This is a genomic window from Calditrichota bacterium, assembly GCA_013152715.1.
GTDB lineage: Bacteria > Zhuqueibacterota > Zhuqueibacteria > Thermofontimicrobiales > Thermofontimicrobiaceae > 4484-87.
The window spans coordinates 1-14669 of record JAADFU010000196.1 but is presented as its reverse complement, the minus strand read 5'-3'; the positions used below and the strand labels follow the sequence as shown (position 1 = coordinate 14669).

Below are 14669 nucleotides of genomic sequence, written 5' to 3'. Positions count from 1 at the left end.
GTCCTGATTCAATTTTGACAGGTCATCTGTTTTGAAGAACAAAATTTCACTTGAAAATGATTGATTATTTTGATATATTTAGTAAAGCTATTTATGCCCGAGCTATTTTAAAAATCAAAGCTATTTTGCACTAATTTTGACAGACAAATTTATCAAGAGGATTAAAATGATAAAAGTAGAAGAAATAATTGCTGCAATCGAAACGTTACCTCATGACCAATACAACAAATTTAAAAAGTGGTTTTTGCAGAAAGAGTGGGAAGAATGGGATAGACAAATAGAAATAGATTCGAGAGCAGGAAAACTTGACTTTCTTATCGAGGAAGCATTAGAAGAAAAGCGAAAAGGAAAGCTTGAGGAAATTTGAATGCATCATTCCACAGAACGATTTCGAAAACTTCTGTTGAAACTGCCAAAATCAACTCAAAAAATTGCAGAACGCAATTTTCAATTACTGAGAATTAATCCTAAACACCCATCGCTTCATTTCAAAAAAACAGGAAAGTTCTGGTCAATCCGAATTGGCTCTTCGTACCGAGCTCTTGGAATAAAAGACAACAATGATTTTATCTGGACATGGATAGGATCGCACGATCAATACGAAAAAATGATAAAAAAATAACTCGTTAATTTATTTGCATAAAATTTACTAAGGCTGCATCAAAAGTCTAAAATATAGAAAACCACTAAAATAAGAAAGAACGCACAGAAAAAGCCAAGTAATTATTTACTAATTCATAACTCTGCGAACTCCGCGCCTTCTTTTTTTTCTCTGCGGTTTAAAAATTGTTTTGATACAGCCACTTGTTGCTTCAAAAATTATCAAGCCGCAACCATCTCTAATTCCGGCTCCGAAGTTCTTAATGCGATTTTTAGCTCGCCGACCAATTCGTCAAATAATTCTTTTACGGAAACAATCTTTTTGACGCGATACGCATTTTGACCGCAGAAAATGAGTCCATTTTCTGTGTCGCCGGACCAGGAATTCAGCAGGGCTTTGGCGATGCAGTATTTTGCTTTGTCGGCTTTGCAGGCGGACAAACAATGATAGGGGCACTTTATTCTTGCCGATGCCTTTTGTTCGACACCTTTCAAAAACGGATTCCGAATGGCTCTGCCCGGCAAACCGACCGGACTCTTCATGATCACAATATCTTCTTCGTGAGCGTCGACGTAAGCCTGCTTGAATTCCAGCGATGCATCGCACTCATTTGTAGCGACAAAACGAGTTCCCATTTGTACCCCGGAAGCGCCGAGTTGCAACATGCGGGCAATATCTCTTCCCGTGTAAATTCCGCCCCCGACGATGATGGGAATCTTTTGTCCGTATTTATCTTCGTAAGGTTTGATCGCTTCCAGCACTTCCGCTAATAATTTATCCAGCGGGTAATTTTCGATGTGATCCAACTGCTCATTGGAAAAACCAAGATGTCCGCCTGCCAGAGGACCTTCCAGCACAAAGCCGTCGGCGACTCTGCCGAAGTGTTTGTCCCAACTGCGCAAAATCAAGCCAGCCGCACGGCCGGAACTCACAATCGGAACCAGACTTACAGACTCGTCCGGAACCAGACGCGGCAGCCGCAGCGGCAGTCCGGCGCCGACAACAATCATTTTTATGCCCTCTTTGACCGCTGTTTTGATGAGATCGGCGGCATTGCTGAGCGCCTCCATGACGTTTACTGCCAGCGCGCCTTTAGTCATCATTTTTGCCTTGTGAATTTCTCTGGTGAGTGCCTCGCAGGAGACTCTCTCGTATTCTTTACCCCGAACGTTGATATCTCCCAGCGCGATACTGGAAATTGTTCCGATTCCCCCCTGATTTGCGACAGCAGACGCCAGACCAGATAGTGAGATGCGCACTCCCATGCCGCCCTGGACAATGGGAATTTCCGCAGTGAGATTGCCGATTTTTAATTTGGGAAGTTTCATCCTGTTACCTCAAAATTTTTCTTTCAAATTGCACTAAAATTGATTATCTTATGGCAAGCGCATTTTGATTTTAGCTTCCTTAAATATACAAACTTTTTTTCAAAAGAACTGTAAAACAAATGTAAAACTTCGGAAAGAAGCTAAAAATGAAAAACTGGAAATTTTATCTGCATCCCATGGCAATTTTCATCGTCGCGCAATTGGCATGGCTTTCCCTCGTAGGGATGTGGATTTATTGGTACACATCAAATTACATCATTTTTGAAAAAGTCGGCAGCAAAATTTCTCCGCAAATTATTTCCAGAACGGCGAACATTATCGTGCTGGTCATCGGATTAATTTTGCTCGTGGCGATACTGGCGGGCATGTATTTAATTTTTATCTATCTGAACCGCCAGATCAGTCTCACAAAACTTTACGACAATTTCATCAGCAATGTCACGCACGAACTAAAATCGCCGCTGGCTTCGATTCAGTTGTATTTGGAAACCATGAAAATAAGAAAAATTCCGGCGGAGAAGCAACAAGAATTCATCGATCTGATGATTGCCGATGCCGAGCGGCTGCAAAATTTGATCAATTCTATTTTGAAATTATCTTCGCTGGAATCCCGTAAAAGCGCCTATTTTTATCAAATTTTTGACGCTGATTCTTTGATCAAATCCCTGATCGCCGAATCCATCGAGCAGTTAAAAATACCTTTGAACTCGGTCCTCGTCAAAGGCGCAGCTCCCTGCAAGTGTGCCGCTGACAGTGATGCTTTGAAAATTGTGTTCAACATCTTGGTTGATAATGCCAACAAATATAGCCGGGGCAAATTGCAATTAACGATAAATTATTTTTGCACCTCAAAAAATATCGTTATTGAATTCATTGACGAAGGCATTGGTATCTCCCATGAAAATCAGAAAAAAATTTTCAAAAAATTTCAACGAATTTACCACCCAAATACACCGAATGTCAAAGGCACTGGTTTGGGGCTTTATCTGGCGAGAGAAATTTTGCGGCACCACGGCGGCAAAATTTCCGTGTTCAGCGAAGGCGAAAATAAAGGCGCCACTTTTCAACTGCAACTACCGATTTTTCCTAAATCAAAAAAACGCTATTTACAAAATCTGTTAAAAATTTCAAAAACAAATAACGATCTCGAGATTTAGCCATGAAAGATGCAAAAATCAAAGGAAGCAAAATTTTATTAGTCGAAGACGAAGAAGCGCTGGCTGTGGGTCTGGAATTTAATTTGACGGAGGAAGGCTATTCCGTAGTCAGAGCCGAAGATGGGAAAAAAGCGCTTGAACTTTTCGAAAAGCAGGAGTTCGACCTGATAATCCTGGACATCATGCTGCCGTACTACGACGGTTTCGAAGTTGCCAGGATTATTCGGGAAAAATCACCGCAAATTCCCATTCTGATGCTCACAGCAAAATCTGCGCCGGAAGACCTGGTGCACGGGCTGGCGCTTGGCGCGGACGATTATTTGACAAAGCCGTTTCATCTCGAAGAACTGCTGGCGCGTGTCAAAGGTATGCTCAGGCGCAAAATGTGGTACAAAGGTATTTCTGACATTCGCTCTATCTTCCGTTTTGGCGAGAACGAAGTGAATTTTGAGAATTTCAGCGCGCGCAACAAAAACGGTTCTTTCAAACTGACTATGCACGAAGCCATGCTGTTGAAATATTTGATTGAAAATAAAAATAAAATCGTTTCGCGACAAGAATTGTTAAAAAATGTCTGGAACATCACTTCTCAAATCGACACGAGGACAGTGGACAATTTTATCGCCCGGCTGCGAAAATATTTTGAACCAGACGCGGCGAACCCGATCTATTTCAAAAGTGTCCGCAGCGCCGGTTACATGTTTAGCGACGATCAGTGAACAAAGAGAAATTTTACTTGTATTTTTTCGATTTTTTTCTTAATTACAACTATAATTCACCCCTTCATTCCACTGATTAATTTAGAGAGCTTGCCATGAAATTCAAAACAATCTTTTTCATTTTGACTCTACTGCTTGTTTCTTCCTGTTCAAAAATTTTGTACAAAGGCCCTGGCTATCGAATCAGCAAAGAACAAAAATTAGCCAAGAAAGCCGGCAAGAAAATCGACAAATGCATTCAGGAAAACATGTCCGAAGACGTGAAGGGACCTGTGCCCGTCAACACAAAAATTGACTCCATCCACGTGGATACCGATTCACTGAAGCTGGACGTCTTTCTCTCCAAAAATTTTTCTTACCAGCCGTTCCGAAACAGTTCCGTTGAGTACATTTACGGTCTGTTCAAAAAATATCTCGGCAGGTCTTTTCGAAAATACAAATTCACTCTTTTCGCGCTGGAGGAGCCAATCGAACGTCTCGTCCCAAATTACTTTCGCAAAAAAGAGAAATTCGATGAATCCAGACTGCCGCGGGAAAAAGAACGAACAATTTTGCCTATCGTGCAAAATGAAAACAAACGCGCCTGGCGACCGACAAAGGGGCTTTTTAACCGCAACATTGCGCTCTGGCACAGCCACGGTTTCTACTACACCCGTTCCAAAGACCGTTGGGAGTGGCAGAGATCGCGGCTATTTTGTACCGTGGAAGATTTATTTCCCATGTCTTTCACCATTCCCTATTTGATTCCCATGCTGGAAAACGCCGGCGCAAATGTTTTCCTTCCCAGAGAGCGAAGCCTGCAAATTCAAGAAGTGGTTGTGGACAACGATCTTTCTGAAAAATCCATTGGCAAGGGAGAGTATCGCGAATTTCCGCCTGAAAAATGGCAGCAAGGCGGCGTTGGCTTTGCTGTGGGAAGTCCCCCGTATCCGGCAAATTTGAATCCGTTTTTGCAGGGCACATTCCGGAAATGTTTGTCCGACACTGTCGTTTCCGCCTCGGTGCAGTGGATTCCCGAAATTCCGGAAACTGGAACGTACAGCGTCGATGTTTCTTATCATCACGATGCAGAAAATGTAGATGATGCGCACTACACGGTTTTTTACCTGGGCGGGAAAACGGAATTTTTGGTCAATCAAAAAATTGGCGGAGGAACCTGGGTTCATCTGGGCGATTTTAAATTTGAAAAAGGTCTGCATCCGGAGAAAGGCAGTGTGCTGCTCGACAACAAAAGTCGTACGTCGGGCAAAGTTGTCACTGCTGACGCGGTGCGTTTTGGCGGCGGCATGGGAGATATCGTCCGCGGCGGCAGAGTCAGCGGCAAACCACGATTCGCGGAAGCGGCGCGTTACTATTTGCAATATGCCGGAATGCCGGACACGCTGGTGTACCGCCTGAATCAAGACACCAGCGATTACAAAGACGATTATCAATCTCGCGCTGAATTTGTCAATTATTTAAAAGGTAAACCTTTTGGCCCCAACAAAAATCGAAATACCGCAGGCCTGGGAATCCCCATCGATCTTTCTCTGGCGTTTCACACCGACGCCGGAATTGACACCAGCGACGGCATTATCGGCACGCTGATGATTTACTCGCTCACGGATGCCGAAACTTTGCGCGTTTTTCCTGATGGCGTGTCCCGGCTGGCAAATCGCGATCTGGCGGATATTTTGCAGACACAAATTGTCAACGACATCCGAAAAATATATCGTAAAGATTGGAGGCGACGGGCGCTGATGGACGGCGATTACAGCGAAGTGTGGCGGCCCAATGTGCCGGCGTCGCTGCTGGAATTGTTGTCTCATCAAAATTTCAAAGACATGCAGTACGGCCTGTTTCCGCAGTTTCGCTTCGATGTGGCGCGCGCGATTTACAAGGGCATGCTCCGATTTCTTGCTACGGAATACGATGAAGATTACGTGGTACAGCCGCTGCCCGTCTCTCACTTCTGCGCCGAATTTTTGAATGGCTCTGATGTGCTTCTGCGCTGGAAACCGGTGCTCGATCCGTTAGAACCGACGGCTATGCCGGAAAAGTATGTTGTCTATGTTCAGCGGGAGGGATTTGATTTTGACAACGGGCGTCTCGCTGACAGCACGACTTTTGTGATTAAAAATTTAGAGCCGAACGTCATTTATAGCTTCAAAGTTACGGCGATCAACGCCGGCGGAGAGAGTCTGCCCTCGGAGATTTTGTCCGTTTGCCGAACCAATTCTCCGGAAAAGCCCGTGCTCATCGTGAATGGTTTCGACCGGGTGTCGCCACCGGAAATCATCGCCAAACCCGGTTTCAAAGGATTTGCCACTTTTCTGGACGAAGGGGAGCAAGACAAAATCGGTTTCAATTTTGTCGGCGGCCAGTTCGATTTTGAGCCTCATTCCATGTGGCGCACCAATGACGCGCCAGGTCACGGCGCCAGTCACGCCAATTTTGAAGCGCAATTGATTGCCGGAAATTGTTTCAATTATCCGCAAATTCACGGCGACGCCATTCGCAGCGCCGGATTCGGGTTCGTCAGTTGCAGCGATGAGGCAGTGATGGACGGAATAGTTGATTTGAAAAAATACAAAATTGTCGATTTGATTCTGGGAGAAGAAAAACGGTTGGCGCAGCCGGAAGTGATTCCGGGAAACAATCCCGTGCTCGCCATTAATCGCAATTATCAGGCATTTCCTTTTGCGCTGCGAAAAAAAATCCGCGAATTTTTCGGGCAAGGTGGCAATCTTTTTGTCTCCGGCGCTCATCTAATTTCCGATCTCATGTCTTTCCCACCGGATTCCATCGATAACTACATGTTCGCCCGAGACGTACTCAAACTTGCCTGGCAGACAGACCACGCCGCTGTTACCGGAAAAGTTTTTTGCGTGGATTCTTTGTTTCTCGACCGATTCGCGACCATTTCTTTCAATACCGAAGTCCGCGACGACATCTATCGCGTCGAGTCGCCGGATGCTTTTGATCCGGTCGGTGAGGCGAAACGTTTGTTCCGCTATAGCGAAAATCGCTTCTGTGCCGCGACCAGCTATTTTGGGGATTACGGACTTGTAGTGTTTGGATTCCCTTTTGAAACGATCGTTGAGCAGAGTCAGAGAAATAAGGTTATGCGGCAGATTTTGCAGAGATTTTTGATTGAAATGCGAGAAAAATAGAGAAAAATCAATCAAATAAAAACGGCGGCAAACTTTTTCACTGAAAATCTGCCGCCGTTTGCTTTCTTGAAATAAAAACTATTTGACTTCAAAAATTCTGGCTGCCTGATAAGAATTGCCAAATTGGTCTGAAGTTTTTACGATAATTTTGTGAATTCCTTTTGGCAAATCTTCCGGCAGGGGAGCCGTCCAGATGTGGCTGGCGGCTTTGGGATTGATCCATGACGGCGTGTTTTTCTGCGGCAGAGAATAGAGTAAGTCAAAATAGGGATCTTTGAACTTCTCGCGCGTCATCTTCAGCCACGGCGCGTTGTCCAGAGAAAATTGCGTCACAGATTTTTCGCTGCCATCGTAAACATTGACGATAATTTTTTTGTACCGCAAACTGTCAGAGTTCATGACGCCGCGGGGGTATGAAATTCGCATTTGTTCGGTCGCCGGTTTACTTGCCGGTTTGAATTTTTCCGAATAGTTCGCATCGGAAAAAGTGAAAATGTGATACCCGTTCGGAGTGCCGTCTTCCTCGGTGGCGAGAGGAATGCCACGATAATCTTTAGGCCCGCTCCACCAGGCGCCGCAGCCGGCAGCACAGAGCATTTCGTGCAACGGTTCGCTACCCTGCCAGCCCATCTTTTCATCGAGAAAATAATGTTCGATGATGTGCATGTGTCCCGCCAGAGCCAGCAGATGTTTTCGCGGGTAGAGCAATGTGAATAATTTTTCTCTGTCCGTAACATTGAGCCCCTGATTGATTCCGTCTCCGTAATAGAGAGGAATGTGCATGGCAACAACGACTAATTTGTCGTTTGAAACATGAGCCAGGTCATTTTTCACCCATGCGAGTTGTTTCTCGCCGATGAGACCTTTGTAATGGACATGACCTTTCTCATCTTTGCCCAGATAATAAACATCATCGAGCGCGACGAAGTGGACTTTGCCGTAGTCAAAAGAATAATAATTAGGGCCATAATATTTTTTGTAGGTTTCATTGGAATAGTGATCGCCTTTGGCGTCGTAGTTTTCGTCGTGATTGCCGGGAAGATAATAGACCGGAATGCCCACCTGCGCCAGCACAGCGTTTTGTTTGTCGTAAATTTTTAAATTATCAAAAACAATGTCGCCGAGCACGAGCATGAATTTTGCGTCGGTACCGACCATTTCCGTGATAACGTCATCGCGGAGATAACCGATTTCTTTTTCATTTCGCGATTGCGGGTCGCCGAAAATGATCGCCGAAAAATTGCCGGATTCTTCATCTTTGTAAAGTGGGAAATTGAGTTTGTCCGGCAATGTCCCGGTCGGTGGGATCCCGGCATGTTTGAGCTTCGGAGAGCCTTTCGGTTGATGAATGTAATAAAATTGCGGAATGTTATTTTCATTCACCGGTGTCATCCAGCCGGCAGGTTTGCTAATGAAAATGATTGTCTCGTCCGAAACTTTAATTTTGTAATGACCATTTTCATCGGTTGCCACAACATCTTTTTGGTTGGAAACCATCACGCCGGGGATGCCCGGTTCGCCGGCATCGAGTTTCTGATTTTTATTGAGATCGTGAAAAACAGTGCCGGAGAGGGTTTTGGAAAAAATAAAAGTTGGAGCGATAAAAAGTACAAAAACGAAGATGAAAAAGAATTTTTTCATGGTGGACTCCCAATGCTATTTTTCAGTATTTGGCTACGGGGCAAAGGTGTGTTCCACCTAAAAGGTGGAGTACACCTTTATACACCTATTTGATTACCATAAATTTTCGAGTCTGCGCAAAATCGCCGGAAGTCATGCGGTAGAAAAAAACGCCACTGGGTAGCATGCTTGCGTCAAAGTTGATTTCATGTATTCCTTTCTCCAAATCTGAATCGAGGACAGTCGCAATTTCACTGCCCCGAATGTCAAAAATGGAGATTTTTACGTGGACTGCTGTTGGCAAATGGAATTGAATTTTCGAACCGGAATTAAATGGATTGGGATAATTTTGCGATAAATAAAACTGATCCTCATTGATTGCATTTGATTTTGATAATTCGACATCAGTGTTGATGCTCAGATATGCGCTGCTCATAATGGCGATTGGCTCACCGAATGAATGAAATAACCGCAGACGGATGGCGTAAAGCCCGGACTCAAGATTTGAAGTATTCCAGATTTCCAGAGTGTCATTAATGACTTGCTCTTTGTGCACAATTCCCATGGGCCGCCAGTTCGGTTGCTGAAAATGTTCGGCAAAAGCGAGGTCATAGCCATCAAATTGAATCGGATTTTCAGGACCTTTTATGAGCTGCGCCGTTCCGATTACAGGGATAAGATCATCCACGGGGCCTTCAATGCGCGGAATTTGCATTTCAAAAATGATAGAATTTGAATGAGCTTCGGGTTTGACAGAAGTGGCTGTGTTGGCAATGAGCATGACGCTCGATTCGTCGGCATCAATTTCGCTGCCCCAAAAAGCTGCCTCAGCGCCGACGAGTACGCTGTAATTCCGGGAAATGACCTGCGAGCGGATGAGCGAGCCGATGACCAAAAGTTCCGACTGATTAAAAGCGCCGAGGTAGCCGCCGGTGCCATCGCAAACCGAATTAAAAATCTGAACGCGCGAGCTATCCTGTGCCAGAAGTTCTCCGAAGACGCAATTTTGCACCGTAAGTTTGCTCTCTGCCTGCGCGTAAAAACTCCACGTGTGCACTTCTGTGTTCACTAACCGCAGATTTCTGTCCGGAATTGCGATCTCATCGTCCGTGTGTTTTGATTCATTGGTGATGTTTTCCACGGTGATGGAATCCGGCTTTGTAAAAATCATCCCGATGGTGCGAAATTCGCTATCCCGAAAAGTGGCGTCAGAGCCGGTCATGGACATGAGCCCCCACATGACATTGGTGCAACTATCGACCTCCATCGTGTACGGAATGCCGCTAATCTCAGGTTCTGTGGCGGAAAAAGTCCAGTGGCTGATGAGCGTATCTGCCGGAAGTGACATATCCACCGAACTTTCGTCCGGCAGAACGAGCCAGATGAGCAGAAGGTCAGAATTTTTGATTTGTAAATCAGTATTGGAGAAACAGAGAAATTCTCCGGGCACTTGAGTGTCCGCAATTTTTGCGCGGGCATTTCCGAGAAGGGCTGTTGTGATGAAACCTTTTTCAATTTGACAATTTTCCAGTGAATAATAAGCACTGTCGATAAAAGCGTTGCTCCAGCTCTGTCCGCTTGATTGAAATGTGACCCCGTGAAAATTCAATTCCCCGGATTCAAGGGCAAAAGCATCGTGTTCGTAAATATATTCCTGTACAACAGTGAACGTCCCGCCGGTGACGTTCATCTGACCATGTCCGAGAATACGAATGTCGCCGTTTATTTTGAAATCGGCGGAGTCAATATTCAGAATTCCGTTGTTTACAATGAGAATGTCTCCGTCAAGAGAATAGTCTCCTGAAATTGTTACAATTTCATTGGGATCAAGATACCCGACAACGAGATCGCCATTTTGAGGTTTGAAAGACGAGACTGACAGAGATTTTTTTATTGAAATGATTTTTTTTAATGCTTTTGCCGTTGAACTTTGCCAGGAGATATCAGGACCAGCGTGGGCGATGGTGGCAAAAAATATGGCAAACGAAATAGATAAAGTAAATTTTTTCATGGGAATTCCTTTCATTTATCATTTTTGTCGCTATTCAGGCATGGTATCTGTCACGCCAATCCCGTTGATTCGATGCGGCGTTTTTTTCTCAAATTTTAAAGCGATTTCCCACCATTCGCCCGTGGATTTAGATTGGACTTTCAGCGTCAGTCGATTGTCCCCGGTTTTGGTAATTTTTTGCAGCAGGACATTCCCGATTTTCCGGCGATCATTTTCGATCATTTTCAGCAGCCGCTCCATTGTGACTCGCTTGAGAAAATCGGGCGCAAAATGTTGTTCAATGAGTGCTTGCGTCGCATCCTTGTTCTTGATGCGATAAATTGTCAAAAGCGCCAGGGCATGAACGCCTATCGGTGATTTCTGCAATTGATTTAACGACAAAATTTCTTCTTTCTCCGGCGGCAGATCGTACGGCTCGTTGAAAACGATACACGCAATGTCTCCGGTGATGCGGAAAGCCGGTTTCCCGGCAATATTTGACATGGCGATAATTACGACATTCTCGTCCACATAGCGGCGAAAGTCAGCGGCGAAAATCGTATTTCCGCCGTCGTGAGCAATGAGTTTAGTGCCGCGATTGGTGGTAAAAAGCGCCCAACCGTAGCCGTAATACGATTCCGCATTTTCACCTTCGCGCACGTGAGGGTAGTAATAGAGCCACTTTGACGAATCTGAAAGTACAGCGTTTCCCTTCAGCGCCAGATGCCATTTGTAAAGGTCTTTCACCGTGGACAAAATTCCCCCGTTGGCGCGCAAATTCCAGTAAGGTCCGTCCGGAGCTTGCGGATGATCAAGAAGAGTACCCCAGTCGCTCCCGCGGCGGTAGCCGTGCGCCAGGGAATCTGGAATCCAGTGCGGCAAACGATAGCCGGTGCGCGTCAGTCCGGCGGGCGCGAACAGATTCTTTCGCAGGTAGGTTTCGTAATTCTCGCCACTGACAATTTCAATGATGGCGCCCAGCAAGCTGTAGCCCACGTTAGAATATTTGTACGAAGTTCCGGGCTGAAAAAGCAACGGGGTTTCCATGGCGCGGCGAATGAATTTGTCCCTGTCAATTTTTTCAAAATCTTCGCCGATGGCTCCGGGAAAACCAGCGCTGTGAGTCAACAAATGGTGCAGCGTGATTTTTTGTTTGTCCTCCGGGACGTCAGAAAAATATTTATTGATAGGATCTTTCACGGACAGTTTCCCTTGTTCCTGCAATTTCAAAATAGCGGCGGCGGTGAATTGTTTGGTGATGGAGCCGATCGTAGATACTGTATTTTCCGTGAACGGGATTTTCTTTTCGTAATTGGCAAAGCCATAGCCGCGCGCGAGCCAGATTTTGTTGTTCTTCGCCACTAACAGTGAACCGGAAAAGCCCGTTTTCTCAAGGCGGGTCATGTATTCTTCGATTTTTTTTACTGTTTTTGATTGCTCAGACTGAAAAATAGAACAGTTCCACGAAGTTAAGAACAAAAGGGTAAGCAGAAAAGAAGCGAATCCGATTTTCTTCATTTATCAAACCTCAATATTTTTGAAATTGTTGGTTTTTTACAGGAACGTTCGGGTCGCAAAAGTTGTTACAAATAGTACTTGAAATTTAACAGAAAATAAGCTAATTTGCAAGCAAAAAGAAAACTCAGGAGAAAATTGTCATGAGCGAGCAGTCTATTGAACAATGGCAGCAGGAAAGGCTGCGTTTAAATGATCTGGTTTTCAAATATGCGGACCTGGAGACAAAACGATTTTTCAGCCTCGACGGACAGGTTTACCGCGAAGGCGCTCTGCCGAAAAAGACAAAGGAAATGATGGGACTCGTCGCCTCGCTGGTGCTGCGTTGCGATGACTGTGTGAAATATCACATTATTCGCTGTTTTGAAGAAAAAGTTTCCGACGGGGAACTGGAAGAAGCGCTTTCCATTGCTCTCGTCGTCGGCGGTTCGATTACCATCCCGCATCTGCGCCGGGCTTATGAGACCTGGGATGAACTAAAAAATAAATAGCCAGGCTGCTGCTCGAAACAAAACAAATTGTTTGACGTATGTCAAAGAAAAAACAGAAGATAAAAATTGGAGTATACCATGCGAAAATATCCGGCGAAGTTTTATTTTGGATTAGGCGCTATTTTGTTGGGATTAATCATTCTGATCGATAACCTGGGCTGGCTGAATATTGATGAAAATTTCTGGTGGGGATTGGCATTCATTGTGCTGGGAGCTCTGCTGTTGCGAGTTTACCGCATCGACAAAAACCGCAAAGGCCCGCTTTGGGTCGGATTGGGATTTCTGGTTGGCGGTGCCCTTTTTTGGATAAACGCCATCGCCGGGCTTCCCGGCGACTGGATTGGTATTATTATCTTGTGGTTTTTAGCCGCTGCATTTGCTTCAATATTTTACCAAAAAAATTCCCGTTGGTGGGCGGCGCTCATTGCCGGCATTTTATTCACCAGCGGCGCACTAAACTTTATTGAAAGCTACCGCCTTGTGCCGAGAGTCACTTTTACGCATTCATCTTTCTTTTGGGCGTCAGTTTGACTTTTTGGTTCTTGTACCTCATCCGCGATGAACAGAATCGACTCGACTGGGCCAGCTACGTCGCCATGTTGACGGCTATTTTTTCATTTTTTGTACTGTCCGTCGAATGGCACAGCCCCGTTGCCGATATTCTGTTGCCGGTGTCGATTATTTTGGGGGGAGTGTTTTTGATTTTTGTTAGGAAGTGACGGGGGAGTCAAGGACGCCAAAAGAACGCCAGCGGAATTGGCGTCCGACCTAAATATCCCCACTCTTGCCAATATTTTAAATATATCCGCTTTCTCAAAAATACATGGCACAGTGGTCAATTCTATTTTTTAATTCTTATTAGTCCTGAAAGGTTGCCAGATATTTTCAAAAATATAATTGTCCGTCCGGACTTCTTTTACCTCACTATCTTCTTCAACCCAAATAATTTCTTTTTTATCCTCATAATCAAAATCCACCGTTCGTTTGAAAGGCTTCCCGCGGGATGTAGAGCAGCCTAACATCCGTGCCCTGTCTACCCCAGGCGGCTTCATCTTTGATATAAGGCGCCGACCCCATTTCAGACTCAAAACCTAACTACTTAAAATAGCCGTTTTATTTTCTTATCTTTTCGATTTCATTTGCAATTTCTTTAAAATCAGGATTCCCTAACCAGGTATGTCTTTCTTTGGAATAATCTCCGTGCCCTTTGTCTCCGTATTGCAGAAATCGAATCATACCCACCACGCCAAGATTTTGCCCTAAAGCTTCTATGCCGGCAATGCGTATTTCTTGCAGGGTTTGTTTTTTTGCTTTCGCTTCCATTATATGATCTCCTTAATCCAATCTAATGGATTATTCACTTTTACATTTATTTTGTCAAAATTTTGACGCAATTTTTTTAAGAGCTGATCATCGGTAGTCAGAAAAATATCCGCCGGCCCGCTTTCAGCGCAGGCTATGTGCAGTGCATCGAAACTTTTAACGCCCAATTCTTGTATTTGTTTAGCTCTTTCTAATATTCCTTCATTGATTTGAACGTAATCGATCGCTTTTGAAAGCATGAATTGCACTTTCGCTTTTCTTTCCGGATCGGGAATCTTGTTTATCTCATAAAAAATACCATCGCTATTTACTAAACGCCACTGGCCAATTTCGATAAATTTCATGATAGATAAAATAGCCTCCGCTTCCAAATGAATTCTATCCTGCGTTTGATCGTCAAAAGGCCGATTCAAACAACAGACATCAAGATAAATTTTCATCGAGAGATTCCTCTTTTAATTTACAAAAGCAACAACGAACGACCAAGCAAAAAAGAATGTTACAAATACTATCTGAAATTTACGAGAAAATAAGCTAATTTGCAAGCAAAAATAAATCATGGGAGAAAAATCTCATAAGCAGACAGAGAGTGGTTTTTGGCCGCCGCATTTGCTCCAATTTTCATGCAAAAGAATTCCCTTGGTGGGCGGCTCATCGCCGGCATTTTATTCACCAGCGGCGTACTAAACTTTATTGAAAGCTACCGCCTTGTGCCGAGTCACTTTTACGCATTCATCTTTCTTTTGGGCGTCAGTTTGACTTTTTGGTTCTTG

13 protein-coding genes are annotated in these 14669 nt (G+C 44.5%); 7 read left to right on the top strand and 6 right to left on the bottom strand.

Translation table 11 applies throughout. From position 1 onward, the window contains the following. The first annotated feature begins 166 nt into the window (after nt 1–166). The gene (locus tag GXO74_15560) at nt 167–367 is read left to right on the top strand and encodes a hypothetical protein (GenBank protein NOZ63067.1); all 201 of its coding nucleotides are present in this window, start codon (nt 167–169) and stop codon (nt 365–367) included. A gap of 455 nt (nt 368–822) precedes the next feature. Here the strand turns inward: GXO74_15560 and GXO74_15555 are convergent, their stop codons facing one another. Continuing rightward, the gene (locus GXO74_15555; protein ID NOZ63066.1) at nt 823–1929 is read right to left on the bottom strand and encodes a nitronate monooxygenase; all 1107 of its coding nucleotides are present in this window, start codon (nt 1927–1929) and stop codon (nt 823–825) included. A 146-nt stretch (nt 1930–2075) separates the two neighbouring features. Between GXO74_15555 and GXO74_15550 the strand changes: the two genes are divergently transcribed. The 3 genes from GXO74_15550 to GXO74_15540 all read left to right on the top strand — a co-directional run bounded on the left by GXO74_15550 (nt 2076) and on the right by GXO74_15540 (nt 6957). After that, nucleotides 2076–3086, top strand: a complete 1011-nt coding sequence (locus tag GXO74_15550) for a HAMP domain-containing histidine kinase (protein NOZ63065.1) — start codon at nt 2076–2078, stop codon at nt 3084–3086. A 2-nt stretch (nt 3087–3088) separates the two neighbouring features. After that, entirely contained in the window at nt 3089–3805 is a 717-nt protein-coding gene (locus GXO74_15545; GenBank protein ID NOZ63064.1) for a response regulator transcription factor, read from the top strand. Nucleotides 3806–3900: 95 nt separating this feature from the next. Beyond that, nucleotides 3901–6957 carry a hypothetical protein gene (locus GXO74_15540; protein ID NOZ63063.1) on the top strand — a complete coding sequence of 1019 codons (3057 nt, stop codon included), beginning with the start codon at nt 3901–3903 and terminating at the stop codon, nt 6955–6957. A gap of 78 nt (nt 6958–7035) precedes the next feature. Here GXO74_15540 and GXO74_15535 read toward each other — a convergent pair whose 3' ends face one another. The 3 genes from GXO74_15535 to GXO74_15525 all read right to left on the bottom strand — a co-directional run bounded on the left by GXO74_15535 (nt 7036) and on the right by GXO74_15525 (nt 12085). After that, nucleotides 7036–8598, bottom strand: coding sequence for a metallophosphoesterase (locus GXO74_15535; GenBank protein NOZ63062.1), 1563 nt, complete (start codon nt 8596–8598; stop codon nt 7036–7038). 85 nt (nt 8599–8683) lie between these two features. Beyond that, a complete protein-coding gene (locus tag GXO74_15530; GenBank protein NOZ63061.1) occupies nt 8684–10588 on the bottom strand; it encodes a T9SS type A sorting domain-containing protein in 1905 nt (634 codons plus the stop codon). Nucleotides 10589–10618: 30 nt separating this feature from the next. After that, nucleotides 10619–12085: a beta-lactamase family protein gene (locus GXO74_15525; protein ID NOZ63060.1), complete on the bottom strand. Its 1467-nt coding sequence runs from the start codon at nt 12083–12085 to the stop codon at nt 10619–10621. A 140-nt stretch (nt 12086–12225) separates the two neighbouring features. On the opposite strand from GXO74_15525, the gene GXO74_15520 reads away from it, so the two are divergent. The 3 genes from GXO74_15520 to GXO74_15510 all read left to right on the top strand — a co-directional run bounded on the left by GXO74_15520 (nt 12226) and on the right by GXO74_15510 (nt 13292). After that, nucleotides 12226–12573 carry a carboxymuconolactone decarboxylase family protein gene (locus GXO74_15520; GenBank protein NOZ63059.1) on the top strand — a complete coding sequence of 116 codons (348 nt, stop codon included), beginning with the start codon at nt 12226–12228 and terminating at the stop codon, nt 12571–12573. A 78-nt stretch (nt 12574–12651) separates the two neighbouring features. Then, the gene (locus GXO74_15515; GenBank protein ID NOZ63058.1) at nt 12652–13104 is read left to right on the top strand and encodes a solute carrier organic anion transporter; all 453 of its coding nucleotides are present in this window, start codon (nt 12652–12654) and stop codon (nt 13102–13104) included. Beyond that, entirely contained in the window at nt 13101–13292 is a 192-nt protein-coding gene (locus GXO74_15510; protein ID NOZ63057.1) for a hypothetical protein, read from the top strand. Before GXO74_15515 ends, GXO74_15510 begins: the two co-directional genes overlap by 4 nt. Nucleotides 13293–13686: 394 nt before the next feature. Here the strand turns inward: GXO74_15510 and GXO74_15505 are convergent, their stop codons facing one another. Continuing rightward, nucleotides 13687–13896, bottom strand: a complete 210-nt coding sequence (locus tag GXO74_15505) for a hypothetical protein (GenBank protein ID NOZ63056.1) — start codon at nt 13894–13896, stop codon at nt 13687–13689. Beyond that, nucleotides 13896–14336 carry a type II toxin-antitoxin system VapC family toxin gene (locus GXO74_15500; protein NOZ63055.1) on the bottom strand — a complete coding sequence of 147 codons (441 nt, stop codon included), beginning with the start codon at nt 14334–14336 and terminating at the stop codon, nt 13896–13898. The genes GXO74_15505 and GXO74_15500 overlap by 1 nt, the downstream gene beginning before the upstream one ends. Between the last annotated feature and the right edge of the window lie 333 nt (nt 14337–14669).

Coding starts and splice junctions, on each gene's coding strand:
- GXO74_15535 (NOZ63062.1), bottom strand. CDS start 8,598: ATGAAAAAATTCTTTTTCATCTTCGTTTTTGTACTTTTTATCGCTCCA.
- GXO74_15525 (NOZ63060.1), bottom strand. CDS start 12,085: ATGAAGAAAATCGGATTCGCTTCTTTTCTGCTTACCCTTTTGTTCTTA.
- GXO74_15545 (NOZ63064.1), top strand. CDS start 3,089: ATGAAAGATGCAAAAATCAAAGGAAGCAAAATTTTATTAGTCGAAGAC.
- GXO74_15520 (NOZ63059.1), top strand. CDS start 12,226: ATGAGCGAGCAGTCTATTGAACAATGGCAGCAGGAAAGGCTGCGTTTA.
- GXO74_15530 (NOZ63061.1), bottom strand. CDS start 10,588: ATGAAAAAATTTACTTTATCTATTTCGTTTGCCATATTTTTTGCCACC.
- GXO74_15515 (NOZ63058.1), top strand. CDS start 12,652: ATGCGAAAATATCCGGCGAAGTTTTATTTTGGATTAGGCGCTATTTTG.
- GXO74_15550 (NOZ63065.1), top strand. CDS start 2,076: ATGAAAAACTGGAAATTTTATCTGCATCCCATGGCAATTTTCATCGTC.
- GXO74_15500 (NOZ63055.1), bottom strand. CDS start 14,336: ATGAAAATTTATCTTGATGTCTGTTGTTTGAATCGGCCTTTTGACGAT.
- GXO74_15540 (NOZ63063.1), top strand. CDS start 3,901: ATGAAATTCAAAACAATCTTTTTCATTTTGACTCTACTGCTTGTTTCT.
- GXO74_15555 (NOZ63066.1), bottom strand. CDS start 1,929: ATGAAACTTCCCAAATTAAAAATCGGCAATCTCACTGCGGAAATTCCC.
- GXO74_15505 (NOZ63056.1), bottom strand. CDS start 13,896: ATGGAAGCGAAAGCAAAAAAACAAACCCTGCAAGAAATACGCATTGCC.
- GXO74_15560 (NOZ63067.1), top strand. CDS start 167: ATGATAAAAGTAGAAGAAATAATTGCTGCAATCGAAACGTTACCTCAT.